The sequence below is a fragment of the Amycolatopsis sp. NPDC005232 genome (genome assembly GCF_040607795.1).
Classification (GTDB): Bacteria; Actinomycetota; Actinomycetes; order Mycobacteriales; family Pseudonocardiaceae; genus Amycolatopsis.
The window spans coordinates 357795-373249 of the sequence record NZ_JBEXHL010000005.1; the positions used below are offsets into that span (position 1 = coordinate 357795).

General features: G+C 69.3%; 12 protein-coding genes. 7 read left to right on the forward strand and 5 right to left on the reverse strand.

Annotation, left to right across the window (positions count from 1 at the left end; genetic code table 11):
* Positions 1-33: 33 nt before the first annotated feature.
* The 4 genes from ABZU76_RS13055 to ABZU76_RS13070 form a co-directional block, all read right to left on the reverse strand.
* A complete protein-coding gene (locus ABZU76_RS13055; protein ID WP_354868325.1) occupies positions 34-1350 on the reverse strand; it encodes a heterodisulfide reductase-related iron-sulfur binding cluster in 1317 nt (438 codons plus the stop codon).
* A complete protein-coding gene (locus ABZU76_RS13060) occupies positions 1351-2622 on the reverse strand; it encodes an FAD-binding oxidoreductase (RefSeq protein ID WP_354868328.1) in 1272 nt (423 codons plus the stop codon).
* Positions 2622-4109: an FAD-linked oxidase C-terminal domain-containing protein gene (locus ABZU76_RS13065; RefSeq protein WP_354868331.1), complete on the reverse strand. Its 1488-nt coding sequence runs from the start codon at positions 4107-4109 to the stop codon at positions 2622-2624. Before ABZU76_RS13065 ends, ABZU76_RS13060 begins: the two co-directional genes overlap by 1 nt.
* Before the next feature lie 173 nt (positions 4110-4282).
* Entirely contained in the window at positions 4283-4459 is a 177-nt protein-coding gene (locus ABZU76_RS13070; protein WP_220241679.1) for a hypothetical protein, read from the reverse strand.
* Between the two features lie 533 nt (positions 4460-4992).
* On the opposite strand from ABZU76_RS13070, the gene fmdA reads away from it, so the two are divergent.
* The 3 genes from fmdA (at position 4993) to ABZU76_RS13085 (ending at position 8810) form a co-directional block, all read left to right on the forward strand.
* The gene (fmdA, locus tag ABZU76_RS13075; protein ID WP_354868334.1) at positions 4993-6240 is read left to right on the forward strand and encodes a formamidase; all 1248 of its coding nucleotides are present in this window, start codon (positions 4993-4995) and stop codon (positions 6238-6240) included.
* Between the two features lie 571 nt (positions 6241-6811).
* Entirely contained in the window at positions 6812-8095 is a 1284-nt protein-coding gene (locus ABZU76_RS13080) for a MurT ligase domain-containing protein (RefSeq protein WP_354868336.1), read from the forward strand.
* Positions 8088-8810, forward strand: coding sequence for a glutamine amidotransferase (locus ABZU76_RS13085; protein ID WP_354868339.1), 723 nt, complete (start codon positions 8088-8090; stop codon positions 8808-8810). The genes ABZU76_RS13080 and ABZU76_RS13085 overlap by 8 nt, the downstream gene beginning before the upstream one ends.
* Positions 8811-8940: 130 nt before the next feature.
* Here the strand turns inward: ABZU76_RS13085 and ABZU76_RS13090 are convergent, their stop codons facing one another.
* Complete coding sequence (locus tag ABZU76_RS13090) at positions 8941-9393, reverse strand: archease (RefSeq protein ID WP_220241676.1); 453 nt, start codon at positions 9391-9393, stop codon at positions 8941-8943.
* 295 nt (positions 9394-9688) lie between these two features.
* Between ABZU76_RS13090 and ABZU76_RS13095 the strand changes: the two genes are divergently transcribed.
* From ABZU76_RS13095 to ABZU76_RS13110, 4 genes are all read left to right on the forward strand, one after another.
* Positions 9689-10792 (forward strand): DUF1611 domain-containing protein, encoded by a 1104-nt coding sequence (locus tag ABZU76_RS13095; protein WP_354868341.1) that lies wholly within the window; start codon positions 9689-9691, stop codon positions 10790-10792.
* Entirely contained in the window at positions 10789-11877 is a 1089-nt protein-coding gene (locus tag ABZU76_RS13100; protein WP_354868343.1) for a hypothetical protein, read from the forward strand. The genes ABZU76_RS13095 and ABZU76_RS13100 overlap by 4 nt, the downstream gene beginning before the upstream one ends.
* The gene (locus ABZU76_RS13105; RefSeq protein WP_354868345.1) at positions 11874-13604 is read left to right on the forward strand and encodes an ABC transporter ATP-binding protein; all 1731 of its coding nucleotides are present in this window, start codon (positions 11874-11876) and stop codon (positions 13602-13604) included. The genes ABZU76_RS13100 and ABZU76_RS13105 overlap by 4 nt, the downstream gene beginning before the upstream one ends.
* Positions 13605-13996: 392 nt before the next feature.
* Positions 13997-15454: a sugar porter family MFS transporter gene (locus ABZU76_RS13110; RefSeq protein ID WP_354868347.1), complete on the forward strand. Its 1458-nt coding sequence runs from the start codon at positions 13997-13999 to the stop codon at positions 15452-15454.
* The last annotated feature ends 1 nt before the right edge of the window (position 15455 follow it).

The window sequence follows — 15455 nt, forward strand, 5'->3', positions numbered from 1 at the left end:
CATCGTTGAGGACGACAACCTGGGTCAACCGGCTTACGCCCCGGAGCGGGACCTCCCGACAGCGTCCGCTGCCAGGCCGCGGATCGAGGCATCGAGGACCTCGACGGTGTGGGCCACCTTCAGCTGCGCGCCGAGCCGCTCGGCGGACGCGGCCAGCTGCATCAGGCAGCCCGGGTTGGCCGTCACCAGCAGGGGTGCGCCGGTGGCGAGAACGTTGCGCGCCTTGCGGTCCCCGAGTTCCCCCGCGGCCTCGGGCTGCAGGAGGTTGTAGATCCCCGCGGAACCACAGCACAGTTCGGCTTCGGCGATCTCCCGCAGCAGAAGCTCCGGGATGTCCCGCAAGAGCGCGCGGGGCTGCGTGCGGATCGCCTGCGCGTGCCCGAGGTGGCAGGCGTCGTGGTACGCGATCATGACCGGCAGCGGGTGGCGGGTGGCCACCGTTCCCCGCTCCACGAGGAATTCCGTGATGTCACGGACGCCCTCGGCGAATCCTCGCGCGCGCTCGGCGTAGGCGGGATCGTCGGCGAGGAGGTCCGCGTACTCCTTCATCGCCGAACCACAGCCGGCGGCGTTGACCACGACCTGCTCGACCCCCGCCGCCGCGAAGGTGTCGATCAGCTTGCGGGCGAAGGACTGCGCCTCTTCCTCCCGGCCATTGTGGACACTCAGTGCACCGCAGCACCCCTGCCCGTCGGGCGCGATCACGTCGAAGCCCTCCGCGGTCAGCACGCGGGCGGTCGCCGCGTTGACGCCGGGGAAGAACTCCCGCTGCACGCAGCCCAGGAGCATGCCGACGGTGCCTCGCTTCGCACCCTGGGCAGAGGACTGTTCCGGCACCTGCTCGAACGGCTCGAGCTCGGGTGCCAGCGACTCCAGCGCAGCCAGCGCCGGGAAAGTCGTGCGCAGCAAGCGGCCGCGCCGCAACCAGCGGCTGAGGCCGGTGGCCTGATAAGCCCGCAGCGGACCGCGCAAGGCGTGCAACCGCTTGGCGTACGGGAAGACGCTGAAGATCGCGCGGCGCATCAGCCGGTCGCGGGCGGGGCGGTGGTGACGCCGCTCCACCTGCGCACGGGTGGCTTCGATGAGCTTGTCGTACTGCACCCCGGACGGACACGCGGTCACACAGGCCATGCAGCCGAGGCAGGCGTCGAAATGCTGCACCATCTCCGGTGTCATCGGCTCGCCGCCGAGGCCCATTTCCATCAGGTAGATCCGCCCACGCGGAGAGTCCATCTCCTCGCCCCACAACGTGTACGTGGGGCAGGTCGGCAGGCAGAACCCGCAGTGGACGCAATCACCGACGAGCGCCGCCGACGGCGGGTGGTGGTCATCGAAGGCAGGTTCGGACATCTAGATCCCTCCTGCGAAGCGACCGGGAGCGAGCCGGTGCTCGGGGTCGAACTGGTCCTTCACCCGGCGCATCAAGCTCACCCCCCGTACCGGCCCCCACGGGTCGAGCGCCGCTTTGACCGCAGGCGGAGCGTCCAGCACGACGACGTCCCCACCCCAGGTGGCCGACCGGTCCCGCAAGACCTGGACCAGCTCGGCGATCACGGCGGGCTCGACGGCGCCCGGCACCGCGGCGTACAGGAGACCGACGCCGGCCGAACCACGGGCCGAGACCGGTACACCGTGACGCCGCGCCTGCTCGTCGAGCGCGTTCAGCAAAGCCGGCAGGCCGGTGATCCGGTGCGTGAGGCGCAAGGCCACGTCGCCTCGCTGCCACGGGGCTCGGCCCCACCACTGCGGCGCGGCGTCGCACGGTTCGGCGCCGTCCCCGAGCAGTTCGAGGAACTTCTCGACCCTGCCGGCAACTCCCTGCGGAATGCCCTCGACGAGCACCGCGAGCGTCCCCGTCGCGCCGGCCGGGCGGTCGAGTTCGACCGCGTTCGGCACGAGCTGCGCGTGCAGCACCCGCCGAAGTCGCTCGTACGCGACACCTGTCGAGTCCACCGGTACCACCACCCATCGAGTCACCGCGGGTCGCGGGTGCAGCCGGAACACCGCCTCGGTGACCAGGCCGAGCGTTCCCCAGGAACCGGCGAACAGCTTGCCCAGGTCGTAACCCGCGACGTTCTTCACGACCTTTCCGCCGGCCTTCGCCACCACACCGTCGGCTCGGACGACCGTGATGCCGATGAGCAGGTCGCGTACCGCGCCGTGGGAGAAGCGCAGCGGGCCGGAAGCGGCGGTCGCGACGAGCCCGCCGACCGTTCCGGCGTCGGCCGCGCCAGGCGGCACCACGGGATCCGCTGCCAGCCGCTGACCCGCGGGGGCGAGGCGGTCCTGCAGCGTCGCGAGGCGGAGGCCCGCGTCCACGTGAACGACAAGGTCGCCGGCGCGGTGCTCGACGACTCGGTCCATGCGGCCGGTGTCCACGATCAGGTCGGCCTTCGCGGGCCGCTGCCCCCAGCCGAGTTTCGTCCCCGAGCCCCGGACGACGACGGCGAGCCCGTGGTCAGCGGCGATCCGCATGACGTCCGCCGCTTCCGTGGTGCTGCCCGGTGCCGCGACCAACGCAGGCGCGATGCCGTCGACCTCGTCACCCGCCTCCGCGGGCCGGGCATGCTTCGCGGTCGCCGCGCACAGCGCGTCCAGCACCGCCGGATCGGGCCCGCTCATCAGAAGACCTCGGCGATTCCGGCTTCCTGCAAGGGATGCGCGCCCTTGTGCCGGCCTGGCACCTCACCGCACAAGCGCGGTGTCGGAAACACCTTGCCGGGATTGGCCAGTCCGGCCGGATCGAAGGCGCAGCGCACCAGCTGCATCGTGTCGAGGTCCGCCTCGGTGAACATCCGCGGCATGAACTTCGCCTTGTCCGACCCAACGCCGTGCTCGCCGGTGATCGATCCGCCGTACTCGATGCAGAGGTCGAGGATCGCCCCCGAAACCTCCTCGGCGCGCTCGGCTTCGCCGGGCACTGTGTCGTCGAACAGCACCAGCGGGTGCAGGTTGCCGTCCCCGGCGTGGAAGACGTTGGCGACCCGGACGCCGCTGCTGCGCGAGAGCTCCGTCATCCGGTGCAGCACCTCGGGCAACGCGGTGCGCGGGATGACACCGTCCTGGACGATGTAGTCGGGACTGATCCTCCCGACTGCGGCGAACGCCGACTTGCGCCCCTTCCAGAACAACGCGCGCTCCACGTCGTCCTTCGCGATGCGGATCTCGAAGGCCCGGTGCGTGCGGCAGTGCCGCTCGACCTCCTCGAACTGCCGCTCGACCTCGTCGGCCGGTCCGTCCAGTTCCACGATCAGCACCGCACCCGCACCACCGGGGTAGTCGCAGTGCACGGCCGCTTCGGCCGCCTCGATCGCCAGCGCGTCCATCATCTCGATCGCCGCGGGCACGACTCCGGCGCCGATGATCTCCGAAACCGCCGCGCCGGCGTCGTCGGTGCTCGGGAAGGCCGCGAGCAACGTGCGGACCGCTTCCGGCAGCCGGGTGAGCCGCACCGTCACCTCGGTGGCGATGCCGAGCGTGCCTTCCGAACCCACGATGGCCCCGAGCAGGTCGTACCCGGTCGGATCCGGCGCCTTGCCGCCGAGCCGCACGGCTTCGCCGTCGGCGGTCACGAAGGTGATGCCAGTGACGTGGTTGGTGGTGAAGCCGTACTTCAGGCAGTGCGCCCCACCCGAGTTCTCCGCGACGTTGCCGCCGATCGAGCACACCTGCTGGCTCGAGGGATCCGGCGCGTAGTAGTAGCCCTCGGGCTTCGCGGCCCGGGAAACGTCCAGGTTGATCACCCCCGGCTCGACCACCGCACGCTGGTTCTCCCGGTCGATCTCGATGATGTGCCGCATCCGCGAGGTGACGATGAGGACCCCGTCGGCGCGCGGTAGCGCACCACCGGAGAGGCCCGTGCCGGACCCGCGCGCGACGAACGGCACCTCGGCCTCGGCGCAGGCACGCACGGTCTCCACGACGGCGGCCGTGTCCCGAGCGAGCACGGCGAGCGCGGGAGTGACCTTGTAGTGCGCGAGGCCGTCGCACTCGTAGGTACGCAGCCGCTGGTGATCGTCGATGACCGAATCAGGACCCAGCGCCGCCCGCAGGCGCTCGGCCAGCGCCGCGATCCGCGGTCGCACATCTCGTGGCTCGTAGGTCGTCATGCGCGCCCTCCCAGCCCGCTTGACTGTGGATCCGGACGGCTTTTGAGCTACAGAAAGTAAACTCTGCCTTTCGGAACCGTAAGACGCTCCGCAAGGCCAGTCAACTCAGGTCCTCTGGCGGCGGACAGGGCCTCGCGGATCGCGGAGGAAACCGCAGGTGGGGCCGCGTGCGGCTACCCGGCTAAGCGCCGGATGCTGGGCCGTGCGGTGATCACGACCGAGCCGCCGCAACTCCAGCACTCGACCGCCTTCCCCGGCGGAGTCCGCCCGGCGACCTCGCAGCTGGCGCATTCCCACGCGGTGAGGACGACGAACTCCATCGAGCCGTCGTCGTCGGACTTCGCTTCCACGACGCTCCACCGATTTCTTGATCAGCATTGCTTCGACGCCCGTAAGGGGCAGCCGGTGCAGGACGAGGAAAGATAACGAAACGATATACCTTAAGTCAAGCCGGTGCGTGGTTTTTCGTTGCCCTTGACATCACTGCGCGACCTGCGAATACGCTGCGTACAGCGCGATCCCGTTCGAGATGCGGCGTCGGGCCAGTGCCGTCCTGGTCTCGGGAGTGGCCGAACGTCCTCGTGAGTCCGCCCGGGCCGTCACGGACAGTAGCCCGCAAGCAGTCGGTGTGGCGACCGCAACCGCAGTGGTGATCAGCGCCGGCCGGAGTCGTCGATGCTTGCCTCGGGGCGTGGGTACGGATCGCCGAACAGCGAAGGTCTTTTTTCAGAATTTCACATCGTCGACGAACTCGGTTTTTTTCGTAAATTCAGACGTCGGTTTTTCTGCCGAACGTCGCCGATATGACCAGGAGGTTCACAGGTACTGACCCGAGAACGGCGGGCGAGCCGGATCACAGGCCCGCAAACAGAGGAGAATTCGCATGCCAGAAGTAGTGTTCAGTGTCGACCAGACGAAATCCATGCGCGACCAGGCGGTGCCGGGCCACAACCGGTGGCACCCGGATGTGCCGGTCGCCGCGATGGTCCGTCCCGGGCAGGAGTTCCGCGTGGAGTGCCGGGAATGGACCGACGCCCAGCTCGGCAACAACGACTCGGCCAACGACGTGCGGGACGTCGACCTGTCGCGCTGCCACATGCTCAGCGGTCCCATCGGCGTCGAGGGCGCCCAACCCGGTGACCTGCTCGTCGTCGACATCCTCGACCTCGGCCCGGTTCCGCAGGAGACGGGCGACGCGCCGGGGCAGGGCTGGGGCTACACCGGGGTGTTCGCCAAGGCCAACGGCGGCGGGTTCCTGACCGACTACTTCCCCGACGCCTACAAGGCGATCTGGGACTTCCACGGTCAGCAGGCTACGTCGCGCCACCTGCCGGGCATTCGGTACACCGGCATCACCCACCCCGGCCTGTTCGGCACCGCGCCTTCGGCCGAGCTGCTCCAGCGGTGGAACCGCAGGGAGCGGGCGCTGGTCGCCCGCGAGCCCGACCGCGTACCGCCGCTGGGCCTGCCGCCGTTGCTCGACGGGACGCTCGCCGGAACGGCCGACAGGTCGACCGCGGAGCACATCGCCAGCGAGGGCGCCCGCACGGTGCCGGCCCGGGAGAACGGTGGGAACCACGACATCAAGAACTTCACCCGGGGATCGCGGGTCTTCTACCCGGTCTTCGTCGACGACGCCAAGTTCTCCGGCGGAGACCTGCACTTCAGCCAGGGCGACGGCGAGATCACCTTCTGCGGTGCCATCGAGATGGGCGGGTACATCGACTTCCACGTCGACCTCATCAAAGGCGGCATGGAGAAGTACGGCATCACCACGAATCCGGTGTTCATGCCGGGAAACGTCGAACCCCGGTATTCCGAGTTCCTGTCGTTCGTGGGCGTCTCGGTGGACCGGGAGACCGACGAGAACCTCTACCTCGACGCGACCATGGCCTACCGCAATGCCGCCCTGAACGCGGTGGAGTACTTCAAGAAGTGGGGATTCACTGGTGAACAGGCCTACCTGCTGCTCGGTTCGGCGCCCATCGAGGGCCGGATCAGCGGCATCGTGGACATCCCCAACGCGTGTTGCACGCTCTACGTGCCCACGGAGATCTTCGATTTCGACGTGCGCCCGACGAGCGAAGGCCCGGTGAGGGCCGATCGCGGACAGTGCGCGGTCACGTCCTGACCTGCAGAGCGAGGCCGGACTTCGTTCGGTGTCGACCGACAGTGGCGCAACGCTCGGCTGGGACTCCCGGCCGAGCGTTTCCCTGCGGCCGTGCCGCCGAGCCAGGTCTGTTGCGGTGGTCCGCCGTCCGAACCGGTTCCGCGCGACCGGTGGCGTTCGTCGAGCACGGCTCGCTCAGGCCGGCCGTCGTGGCGACGAATGCGGCCGGTGGCCCGGACATATCCGGTGCGGCACGACATCTGCCCGCCGCGTCTGGGGCTGGTACAGCTGGAGCAGGTCTGAAAATGCTGCGGTCCCGGTGATTCACCGCGTTAAGGACGATTGCGGGTTGGCACACGGCGGCAAGTCGGTGGCCGAAGCGGACGAATAGGGCTAACGAGACAGCGTTCTGTCGATCTTTCTTGAACGCGCACTGATGCGGTCCGACGTACTCTCGGTCCCGGATGGGCCAACGGAACGCGCCGCCGGTTCGCACCGGACGTGCCGTCGTCACCGCGCTCTCAGCGCCCTCGCACGGCCAGGCGACGAGGGCGACGGCGATTTGCCCGACCAAGCGCGAAGGAGGCTGTGCGTGAGCCCCGATTCACCGTGCGTCGTCGGCAAGCAAGCCGTCCTGCCGCCCGTGGCGCGCCGGCTCCCGGCGCGAACGCGGCTGGCGGTCGCGGCCGGGCGGCTCGGCGCGGCGATCTCGCGGGGAATGGGTCTCGGCAACGGCGGCGTCATCGGCGGGCGGATCGCACTCACACTGGATCCTCGCGTGCTGAGCCGGATCGGCGGCGGTCGGACAGTGGTGCTGGTGACCGGCACCAACGGCAAGACCACCACCGCGCTCATGCTCAGCCGGATCCTGGAGACGCTGGGCCAGGTCGCCACGAACAGCGACGGCGCGAACATGACCGACGGGGTGGTCGCCGCCCTGGTCGACAAACATCGGGCCCCTCTGGCGGTCCTCGAAGTCGACGAGACCTACGTGCCCGCCGTCGCCGCGCAGGTGCACCCGGCCTGCCTCGTGCTGCTCAACCTCAGCCGAGACCAGCTGGACCGGGTCGGCGAGGTTCGGACGACCGAACGGGCGTTGCGGGCGGTCGCCGCGGCATTGCCGGACACGACCGTGGTCGCCAACTGCGACGATCCACTGGTCACCTCGGCCGCCCTTGGCTCCGCTCACCCCGTGTGGGTCGGAGCGGGACAGCGGTGGCACGCCGACGCCGTGGCCTGCGCCCGATGCGGCCAAGCCGTGGTCCGGCACGACACCTGCTGGCACTGTGCGTGTGGTCTTACCCGGCCGGATCCGCTGTGGACACTGACCGGTGATGCCGTGGAAACCAGGGAGGGCTCGAAGATCACGCTCGGCCTCCGCCTGCCGGGCCGGGCCAACGCCGCCAACGCCGCGATCGCGGTGGCCACCGCCGCTCGGCTAGGTGTCCCGCCGGAGGTCGCGGTCGCACAACTGCGCCCGATCGCCGACGTCGCCGGCCGCTACCGACAGGCTTGGGTGTCCGGGCGCAGTGTGCGGGTGATGCTGGCGAAGAACCCGGCGTGCTGGGAGGAAACACTGCCGCTGCTCGACTCCCGGTCGCCGGTCGTGATCGCGGTGAACAGCGGTGAGGCCGACGGGCGGGACATGTCGTGGTTGTGGGACGTGCGGTTCGAGCAGCTGCGTGGACGGCAGGTCGTGGCCGCCGGTCAACGGGCGACCGATCTGGCCGTCCGCCTCACTTACGCCGAGGTGCGGCACACGCTCTGCCCCCGTCCGCTCGCCGCGGTCGCCTCATTGCCGTCGCCCGGCCCGGTCGAAATCGTCGCGAACTACACGGCTTTCCGGGATCTCCGCCAGCAGCTCGGCGATGACTGAGTCAGCCGTCCGTATCGGGGTGCTGCTGCCCGACATCCTCGGCACCTACAGCGACGGCGGCAATGCCCAGGTGCTGCGGCGGCGATTGCAGTGGCGGGGCATCGCCGCGAGCGTGACGGAGACCCGCCACGGCGAGGCGGTGCCGTGCTCGCTCGACCTGTACTTGCTGGGCGGCGGCGAAGACGATGCCCAAGCTCTTGCGACGGCGCACCTGCACGAGCATCCGGGACTGCAGCGGGCGGTCACGCGAGGTGCCGTGGTGTTCGGCGTCTGCGCCGGACTTCAGGTCCTCGGCAAGGACTTCACGACGCCCGACAACGTCTCCCATCGTGGGCTGGGCCTGCTCGACGTGGTGACGTCTCCCGGGCAGGCGCGCGCGGTGGGGGAAATCGTCGTCGACGTCAGACCCGAGCTGACGGCACAGCCCCTCACCGGCTTCGAGAACCACCTCGGCCGCACGCTCGTCGGCCCCGGCAGCTGTCCGCTCGGCTCGGTACGCGCCGGCGTCGGCAACGGGGATGGCACAGAGGGCGCAGGAACCGGCCGGGTACTGGCGACCTACCTCCACGGCCCGGTGCTGGCGCGCAACCCCGCGCTGGCCGACCGGCTACTGGAATGGGTGCTCGGCACCCCGCCGTCGCCGCTGGCCCTGCCAGAGGTCGATGCCTTGCGGGAAGAACGATTGCGCGCAGCCATGCACGGCCCACGGTGGTGATCCCCCAGGACACCCGGCGCTCGCGTCGGACCACCGCAGCACGAAGCACGGCCGGCAGCCGGAACGTCGGCGTTGCACCGGGGTGAAATCACCAGGGCGCCGGCGCGCAGTCGCCTGGCTTCACGGCGTCTCAGACGTCGATCCGGGCCGCGCACCACCAGCCGCGTTCGGTGCGCTCGCACCGGACCTCTCGCCGGGACACGGCCTTCGGAATCGCCCCGGTCGGGATGACGGCGCCGAGGTCGGTCATCTGGCAGCGCAGCCGCACCGTCGAGCCGTCCACCACGATCCCCTCCGCGGTGACCGGGATCAGGCTCCGAGTCCGCATCATGAGGATGACCTTGTCGAGCAACGCGACCAGCACCGAACCGTCCGTCGGGCCGCAGACCTCGAACGACCAGGCCGCGGACCCGCGGTGCAGACGTGTCCGGGCGAAACTCTCCACCAGCGCTCGGACGGCTTCCGTCAGACACGCTTCCCGCGTCGGTCCCCACGCTTCGATACGCAGGTCAGCGGCGTGCACGACGCGTGACGTGCCGCGCGCGTCCTGCTTCGGCAACGGTTTCCGCTCGAACCTCCCCACCAGTGCAGCATCCGGGTGAGTGCCCGTGTCCGGCTTCACCCGGACCAGGCGAACCGTGGCCCCGACCAACCTCGACGCGCCCGCATCGGCCCATGAAAAGTTGGGCGCCCTGTGGAATTCAGCCGCCTGGTACAGACCGAAGAGCGGCACCCTTTGCGAGGGGAAGACTGCTCCTTTGACTTTTTCGGCGACTAATCCTGCAAGGTCAATTCCCACGCTGGCGCCAATTAGGGTATTCCAGACATTTCACCCATCCAAATCAGCGGGACCGGCCGTTGCAAGCGTTGTCGACGAAATGCAATCCTTCGAGAATGAGTTTGAACCGACAATCAGATGTATTGACGTATCTGGTGCAGATCAAATTCGAGGGGATCATGCGATGCAGGGGCTGTCTGCTGCCAAGTGGAGTTACGTAACAAGGGGCGTCACCGATCGAGGGCGCACGCGGCTGGGAGGCTTCGCAGCTCAGCCGCGACTGGGGGATCTGGTGGTGTCCAGTGTGAAACATGTCGGGGAGCACGAGAGCCTGGAGAACTCTCATGGCCGGCGCGCCCGCCTGTACCCGGGCGACATCGTGGTGGGTGCGTGCGGCAACCGGTACGCCACCGAGTTCTACGAGGGCTATCTGCCCCGCGGCACCGCGGCACACCTGTTGACCGCGGGCGGGGTGGTCGGTGTCGTCGCCTCGGCGCACGCGCGCCGAGGACCACCCACGGAGCTGTCGGTGATCGGTCCGCTGACGGATCCGGCAGGCGCCGCGATTTCGCTCGAGAAGTTGTCCTTGCGCGCACCCCCGCCCGCCCGGACTCCGCCGGCGACGGTGGTCGTGGTGGGTTCGTCGATGAGCGCGGGCAAGACGACCACTGCGGCGTCGCTGGTCAACGGGTGGACGCGAGCCGGGCTGACAGCGGCGGCGGGCAAGGTCACCGGCTCGGGCAGCGGAAAGGACCGGTGGATGTATGAGGATGCCGGCGCATCCGCAGTGGTCGACTTCCTCGACTTCGGTATGCCCTCGACTTTCGGCTACCCGGTCGAACGGTTACGGGCGACCATGATCAGCATTCGCGACGAATTGGCGCGCCGCGGATCCGACGCCGTGGTGCTGGAGCTCGCCGATGGGCTGCTGCAGGCGGACACAGCCGCGCTCCTGGCCTTTCTCCCCGGCTTCGCCGACGCTGTGGTGCTGGCCGTGCGTGACGCGCTGAGCGCCGTCGCCGGGGTCAGGATCCTCCACGATCTCGGCGCCCCCGTCCGGGCCATCAGCGGTCTGGTCACCGCGAGCCCGCTGGCGTCGCGGGAAGCCGTCGCGGCCACCGGACTGGACGTGCTCTCCCCGGCCGCCCTCGTCAACGGGGCGGCGGTCGAGCTTCTCAGCCCCGGCGAGGCGGTATCGGCATGACCCGGGCGACGGCATACACACCGGACGGTCGCCCAGGTCCCGGGCAGTTGCGCGAGATCAACCTCGACGTGCTCCAGGTCGGGCGGGCGGAGCTCGTTCTGCCCGAGGCAACCATTCGCGATGAGCGTGGCGGCACGCTGTTCGACAACGACGTCCTCGTGTTCGACCCGGCCTCGGGCGGCGGCCCGTTGGTCTCGGCGGCGGCCGACCACCAGGCCAGGGCGTTCGGCGTGGTCAACACGGCCTTTCACGTACAGCGCGCGCTGCGATTCGTCGCCTCTCTGCTGCACCGACCGCTTCCTCACCTGCTGGTCCGGATCGGCATGCACGATCGGCCGAGCTGGGGCGGCGGCCACTACCGGCTACCCAACCCCGGCAACGGCGAGGCGATCCCGGTCCGGCCGGCCGGCGAAGTGCATCTCGGCCGTGGCCGCGCGTTTCTGACCGCGCCCGGCCGCCGCAGGTACTTTCACGCACCGGCACACAACGCCGCGATCATTTACCACGAGGTCGGCCACCACTTGTGCCGGCACACGGCGGACTTCCGCCTCAACCGGCTGCGCCCCACACAGCGGCAGACGAACACGAAGATCGCTTTGGACGAAGGCTGCGCGGACGTGATGACCGCGATCCTCCTCCGCACCGACGACATCTACGGCTGGCATCGACGGCACATCCCCGTCTGGGACCAGCGCCGCCGCAAACTCGACCCGCGCTGGACGATGGCCCACTTCCACGGCGGACGGCACCAGGATCCGCACGCCGACGGCACGGTCTGGGCCTCGGCCTGCTGGTCGGCACGGCAAGGGGTGACGGCCGGCGGCGCCGACCCGGTCAGGTTCGATGCCCTGCTGCTGCGCAGCCTGGAACTCGCCGGAGACGACGATGCGGCCAGTCGGGCCACCCCCACGCTGCTGCGCCGTCGGCACTTCTCCCGGCTGCTGGCGGCGATGACGCGCGCGGACCCCCAGCTCGCGCCCGGTGTGCTGGCCGCGATGGCCGCACACGGCATCCGGCCCGGTGTGAGCAATTCGGATCTGCGCAAGACGGCTCGCGCCGAGCACGCCAAGGCGGTGGGCGCATGAGCGGTCATGGGCCCGATCGCGGCCTGCTACGACAGCTGTGGCGGTTCCGCTCGTACGGTCGCCCGCACCTGCCTGCGTTGTCCCTCGGTGTGGGCCTGCGACTGGGTGAGCTGCTCGCAGACCTGGCGCGCCCGTGGCCACTGGCTCTCGTCATCGACGGTGTCCTCAAGGGCGGCCGGCCGCGCGGGCCGCTGGCCCCGCTCACCACGATGTTCGGCGGGTCCGCCGTGGCGCAACTGACCGCGGCGGCCGCCGCGGTCGTGGTCATCACGCTGGCGTCAGGGGCCTTCGACTACCTCGGCGACCGGGTCATGAACGGTGCTGGGGAACGCATCACCGCCGAGATCCGGACGGACGTCTTCGGGCACCTGCAACGCCTGCCCATGACCTTTCACGACCGACAGGCCGTAGGCGAGCTGACCAGCCGCATCTCGATCGACACCGATCGAATCGAGGACAGCCTGGTGGACATGTTCTCCACTCTGTTGCCGGGGTTGTTGTCCATCGCCGGCTTCGCCGCGGTGCTCCTGTCGGTCGACTGGCGCCTCGGGCTGATCGCGATCGCCTGTGCCCCCCTGGTGTTCATCACCGCCGCCCGCTACACCCGGCTCACCCGCGCCGCAGCCCGCCGCCGCCGAGCTGCCGAAGGCGCCCTCGCCGGGTTCGTCTCGGAGTCGCTGCACGGTATCCGCACGATCCACGCGTTCGGGCGGCACGACCTGCACGACGAGCGGTTCGCGACGTCGAACAGCGATACGCTGCAAGCGGGGCTGAGCGCCGTGGAGTTGCGAGCCCGGTTCACCCCGATGCTGGAGGCGGTCACCGCGGCCGGGGCCGCGGTGTTGCTCTGGGTCGGCGGGCTCGGCGTGCTCAACCACTGGTGGACCGTCGGCCTGCTGGTCGTTGTCACGAGCTACCTCAACGACATGGTCAAACCCATGCGGGCGCTGTCGAAGCTCTCGATCACCTTCAGCCAGGGGGCGGCGTCGGCCGAGCGAGTCTCGGCCATCCTCGACCAGGCGCCGCCGTCGTCGGCGCCGGCACGACCGCTACCTGCCCGTGCCACGGGCCAAGTCGAACTGCGGGGGGTGGATCTGGACTACGGGCGCGGGAGCGTCCTGCACCACCTCGACCTCACCATCCACCGCGGCGAACGCGTCGCGCTGCTCGGCCCCAACGGAGCCGGCAAATCCAGCGTGCTCGCACTCATCGCGGGGTTGTACCGCCCCACCGCCGGGCAGCTCTTCCTCGACGGCCGGCCATTGGCCGAACTCCCGGTGGGGTGGCTCCACCGCCAAGTCGCCGTCGTCCTGCAGGACACCTTCCTGTTCTCCGGCGCCCTCGCCGACAACATCCGCTACGCCCGCCCCGACGCCACCCACGACCAAGTCGCGAAGGCGGCAGACGCCGCGCTGGTCACGCGGTTCGCGGACGCCCTTCCCGATGGCCTGGACACCCGGCTCGCCGACGGAGGCACCGGTCTTTCCGGCGGCCAGCGCCAGCGAGTCGGCATCGCCCGCGCACTGCTGGTCGATGCCCCCATCGTGCTCCTGGACGAACCGACGGCCGGCCTCGACGTCGAAGCCGAGCAACTCGTCGTGGAAGCCCTGACCCGGCTCGTTCGCGACCGCACCGTCGTCATGACCACGCACCAGCCGGCGCTGACACGGCTGGCCATCCGCACGATCCACCTCGACAACGGCGCGTTGGCCGCTCTGCCGCGGTGAGCGAGACTGCTGTGTTGCGGGTGGCCGCAGTGACCTGACGTGAACAACTCCGCGGCGGCACGGGAACTGTGAAGCACTTCGCGTTACGCGCCTCAGGAACAGCAAGATCCCGTTCACCGTAGGGCCGGTGTTCCCGTTCCCCGGTAACAATGGTGAATGGGCCCGGATCGCCGGCCACCGCCTCTCCTCAGTAGGAAAGTTGCGGTCGATCGGCCGTGTTCGTGACCGTGTGCCGGGAAACGGTGCAGCCGGATAATGCGGCGCTCGCGTGCAAATTTGCGCAGGCGACCGCCCTCTTGACGGAATGTGAATTAGGACACACTCTGTAGGGAGGTGTGAGGGAGCCGTCGAGCGCAGACCGCCTCGGAGTCCCTCACTCAGGGGAGGTCCATATGGGGACCACACCGGGCGAACAGCCACCGTCGAGCGAACCCCCCTGGGAGATGGGCAATCCTGCCCATCGGATCAGCTATCCCACCCCGAGTACCGGGCGCACCGTGCTCGTCGCCGCGACGGCGGCGCTCGGCGGTTTCCTCTTCGGCTACGACACCGCGGTGATCAACGGCGCCGTCAAGGCTGTCGGGGAAGCCTTCAACGCGTCGCCCTTCGTCCTCGGGTTCGCCGTCGCCGCGGCGCTGATCGGCTGCGCGATCGGCGCCTGGTTCGCGGGCGGGATCGCGGACCGCTACGGCCGGATCCGCGTCATGTGGCTCGCCGCGATCGCGTTCGCCATCAGCGCGCTGGGCAGCGGCTTCTCGTTCTCGATCTGGGAACTCGCGTTCTGGCGGCTCGTCGGAGGTCTCGGGGTCGGCGCGGCATCCGTGATCGCGCCCGCCTACATCGCGGAGATCTCGCCGGCGCACCTGCGCGGCAGGCTGGGCTCGCTGCAGCAGCTGGCCATCGTGTCCGGCATCTTCGTGGCGTTGCTCGTGGACTACGCACTGGTCGCCGGATCGGGCGGGGCGTCGGATCCTCTGTGGTTCGGCCTCGCGACGTGGCGGTGGATGTTCCTGTCGCTGCTGATTCCCGCCGTCGCCTACGGCCTCCTGGCATTGACGATCCCGGAGTCGCCGCGCCACCTGGTCCAGAAGGAGCAGCTGGCCAGAGCGGCAGAGGTGCTGCGGCGGTTCGTCGGCGGAGACGTCGACGCGAAGATCACGGAGATCATCCGGACGGTCAAAGGAAAGACCGAACGCACCGGCTTCGTGACCATCCGTGGCCCGAGGCTGGGGTTGCTGCCGATCGTCTGGGTCGGCATCGGACTGTCGATTTTCCAGCAGTTCACCGGCATCAACGTGATCTTCTACTACTCCTCGGTGCTGTGGCAGGCGGTGGGGTTCAGCGAGCAGAACGCACTGGCGATCACCGTGATCACGTCGGTGACCAACATCCTCACCACGGTCATCGCCATCGCACTGGTCGACCGGATCGGCCGCAAGCCACTGCTGGTGATCGGCTCGATCGGTCAGTTCGTCTGTCTGGGCGTCCTCGCCCTGCTCTTCGGTACCGCACCGATCGTGAACGGCACGCCGGACCTGGGTTCGGCCGGACCGATCGCGCTCATCGCCGCCAACGTCTACGTCGTGTTCTTCGGAGCGACGTGGGGCCCCGTGGTGTGGGTACTGCTCGGTGAGATGTTCAGCAACAAGATCCGCGCGATGGCCTTGTCCGTCGCCGCGGCGGCGCAGTGGCTGGCCAACTTCGCCATTTCCACGACCTTCCCCGCGCTGTCGGACGTCGGGCTGGGACTTGCTTACGGCGTCTACACGTTCTTCGCCTTCGTGTCGATCTTCTTCGTGTTCAAGTTCGTCAAGGAGACGAAGGGGCGTGAGCTGGAGGAGATGGGCTGAC

Bases quoted from the DNA above. Each gene is read 5' to 3' on its own strand.
- ABZU76_RS13110 (WP_354868347.1), top strand. From the start codon at position 13,997: ATGGGGACCACACCGGGCGAACAGCCACCGTCGAGCGAACCCCCCTGG.
- ABZU76_RS13095 (WP_354868341.1), top strand. From the start codon at position 9,689: ATGCAATCCTTCGAGAATGAGTTTGAACCGACAATCAGATGTATTGAC.
- ABZU76_RS13065 (WP_354868331.1), bottom strand. From the start codon at position 4,109: ATGACGACCTACGAGCCACGAGATGTGCGACCGCGGATCGCGGCGCTG.
- ABZU76_RS13060 (WP_354868328.1), bottom strand. From the start codon at position 2,622: ATGAGCGGGCCCGATCCGGCGGTGCTGGACGCGCTGTGCGCGGCGACC.
- ABZU76_RS13055 (WP_354868325.1), bottom strand. From the start codon at position 1,350: ATGTCCGAACCTGCCTTCGATGACCACCACCCGCCGTCGGCGGCGCTC.
- ABZU76_RS13085 (WP_354868339.1), top strand. From the start codon at position 8,088: ATGACTGAGTCAGCCGTCCGTATCGGGGTGCTGCTGCCCGACATCCTC.
- ABZU76_RS13105 (WP_354868345.1), top strand. From the start codon at position 11,874: ATGAGCGGTCATGGGCCCGATCGCGGCCTGCTACGACAGCTGTGGCGG.
- fmdA (WP_354868334.1), top strand. From the start codon at position 4,993: ATGCCAGAAGTAGTGTTCAGTGTCGACCAGACGAAATCCATGCGCGAC.
- ABZU76_RS13100 (WP_354868343.1), top strand. From the start codon at position 10,789: ATGACCCGGGCGACGGCATACACACCGGACGGTCGCCCAGGTCCCGGG.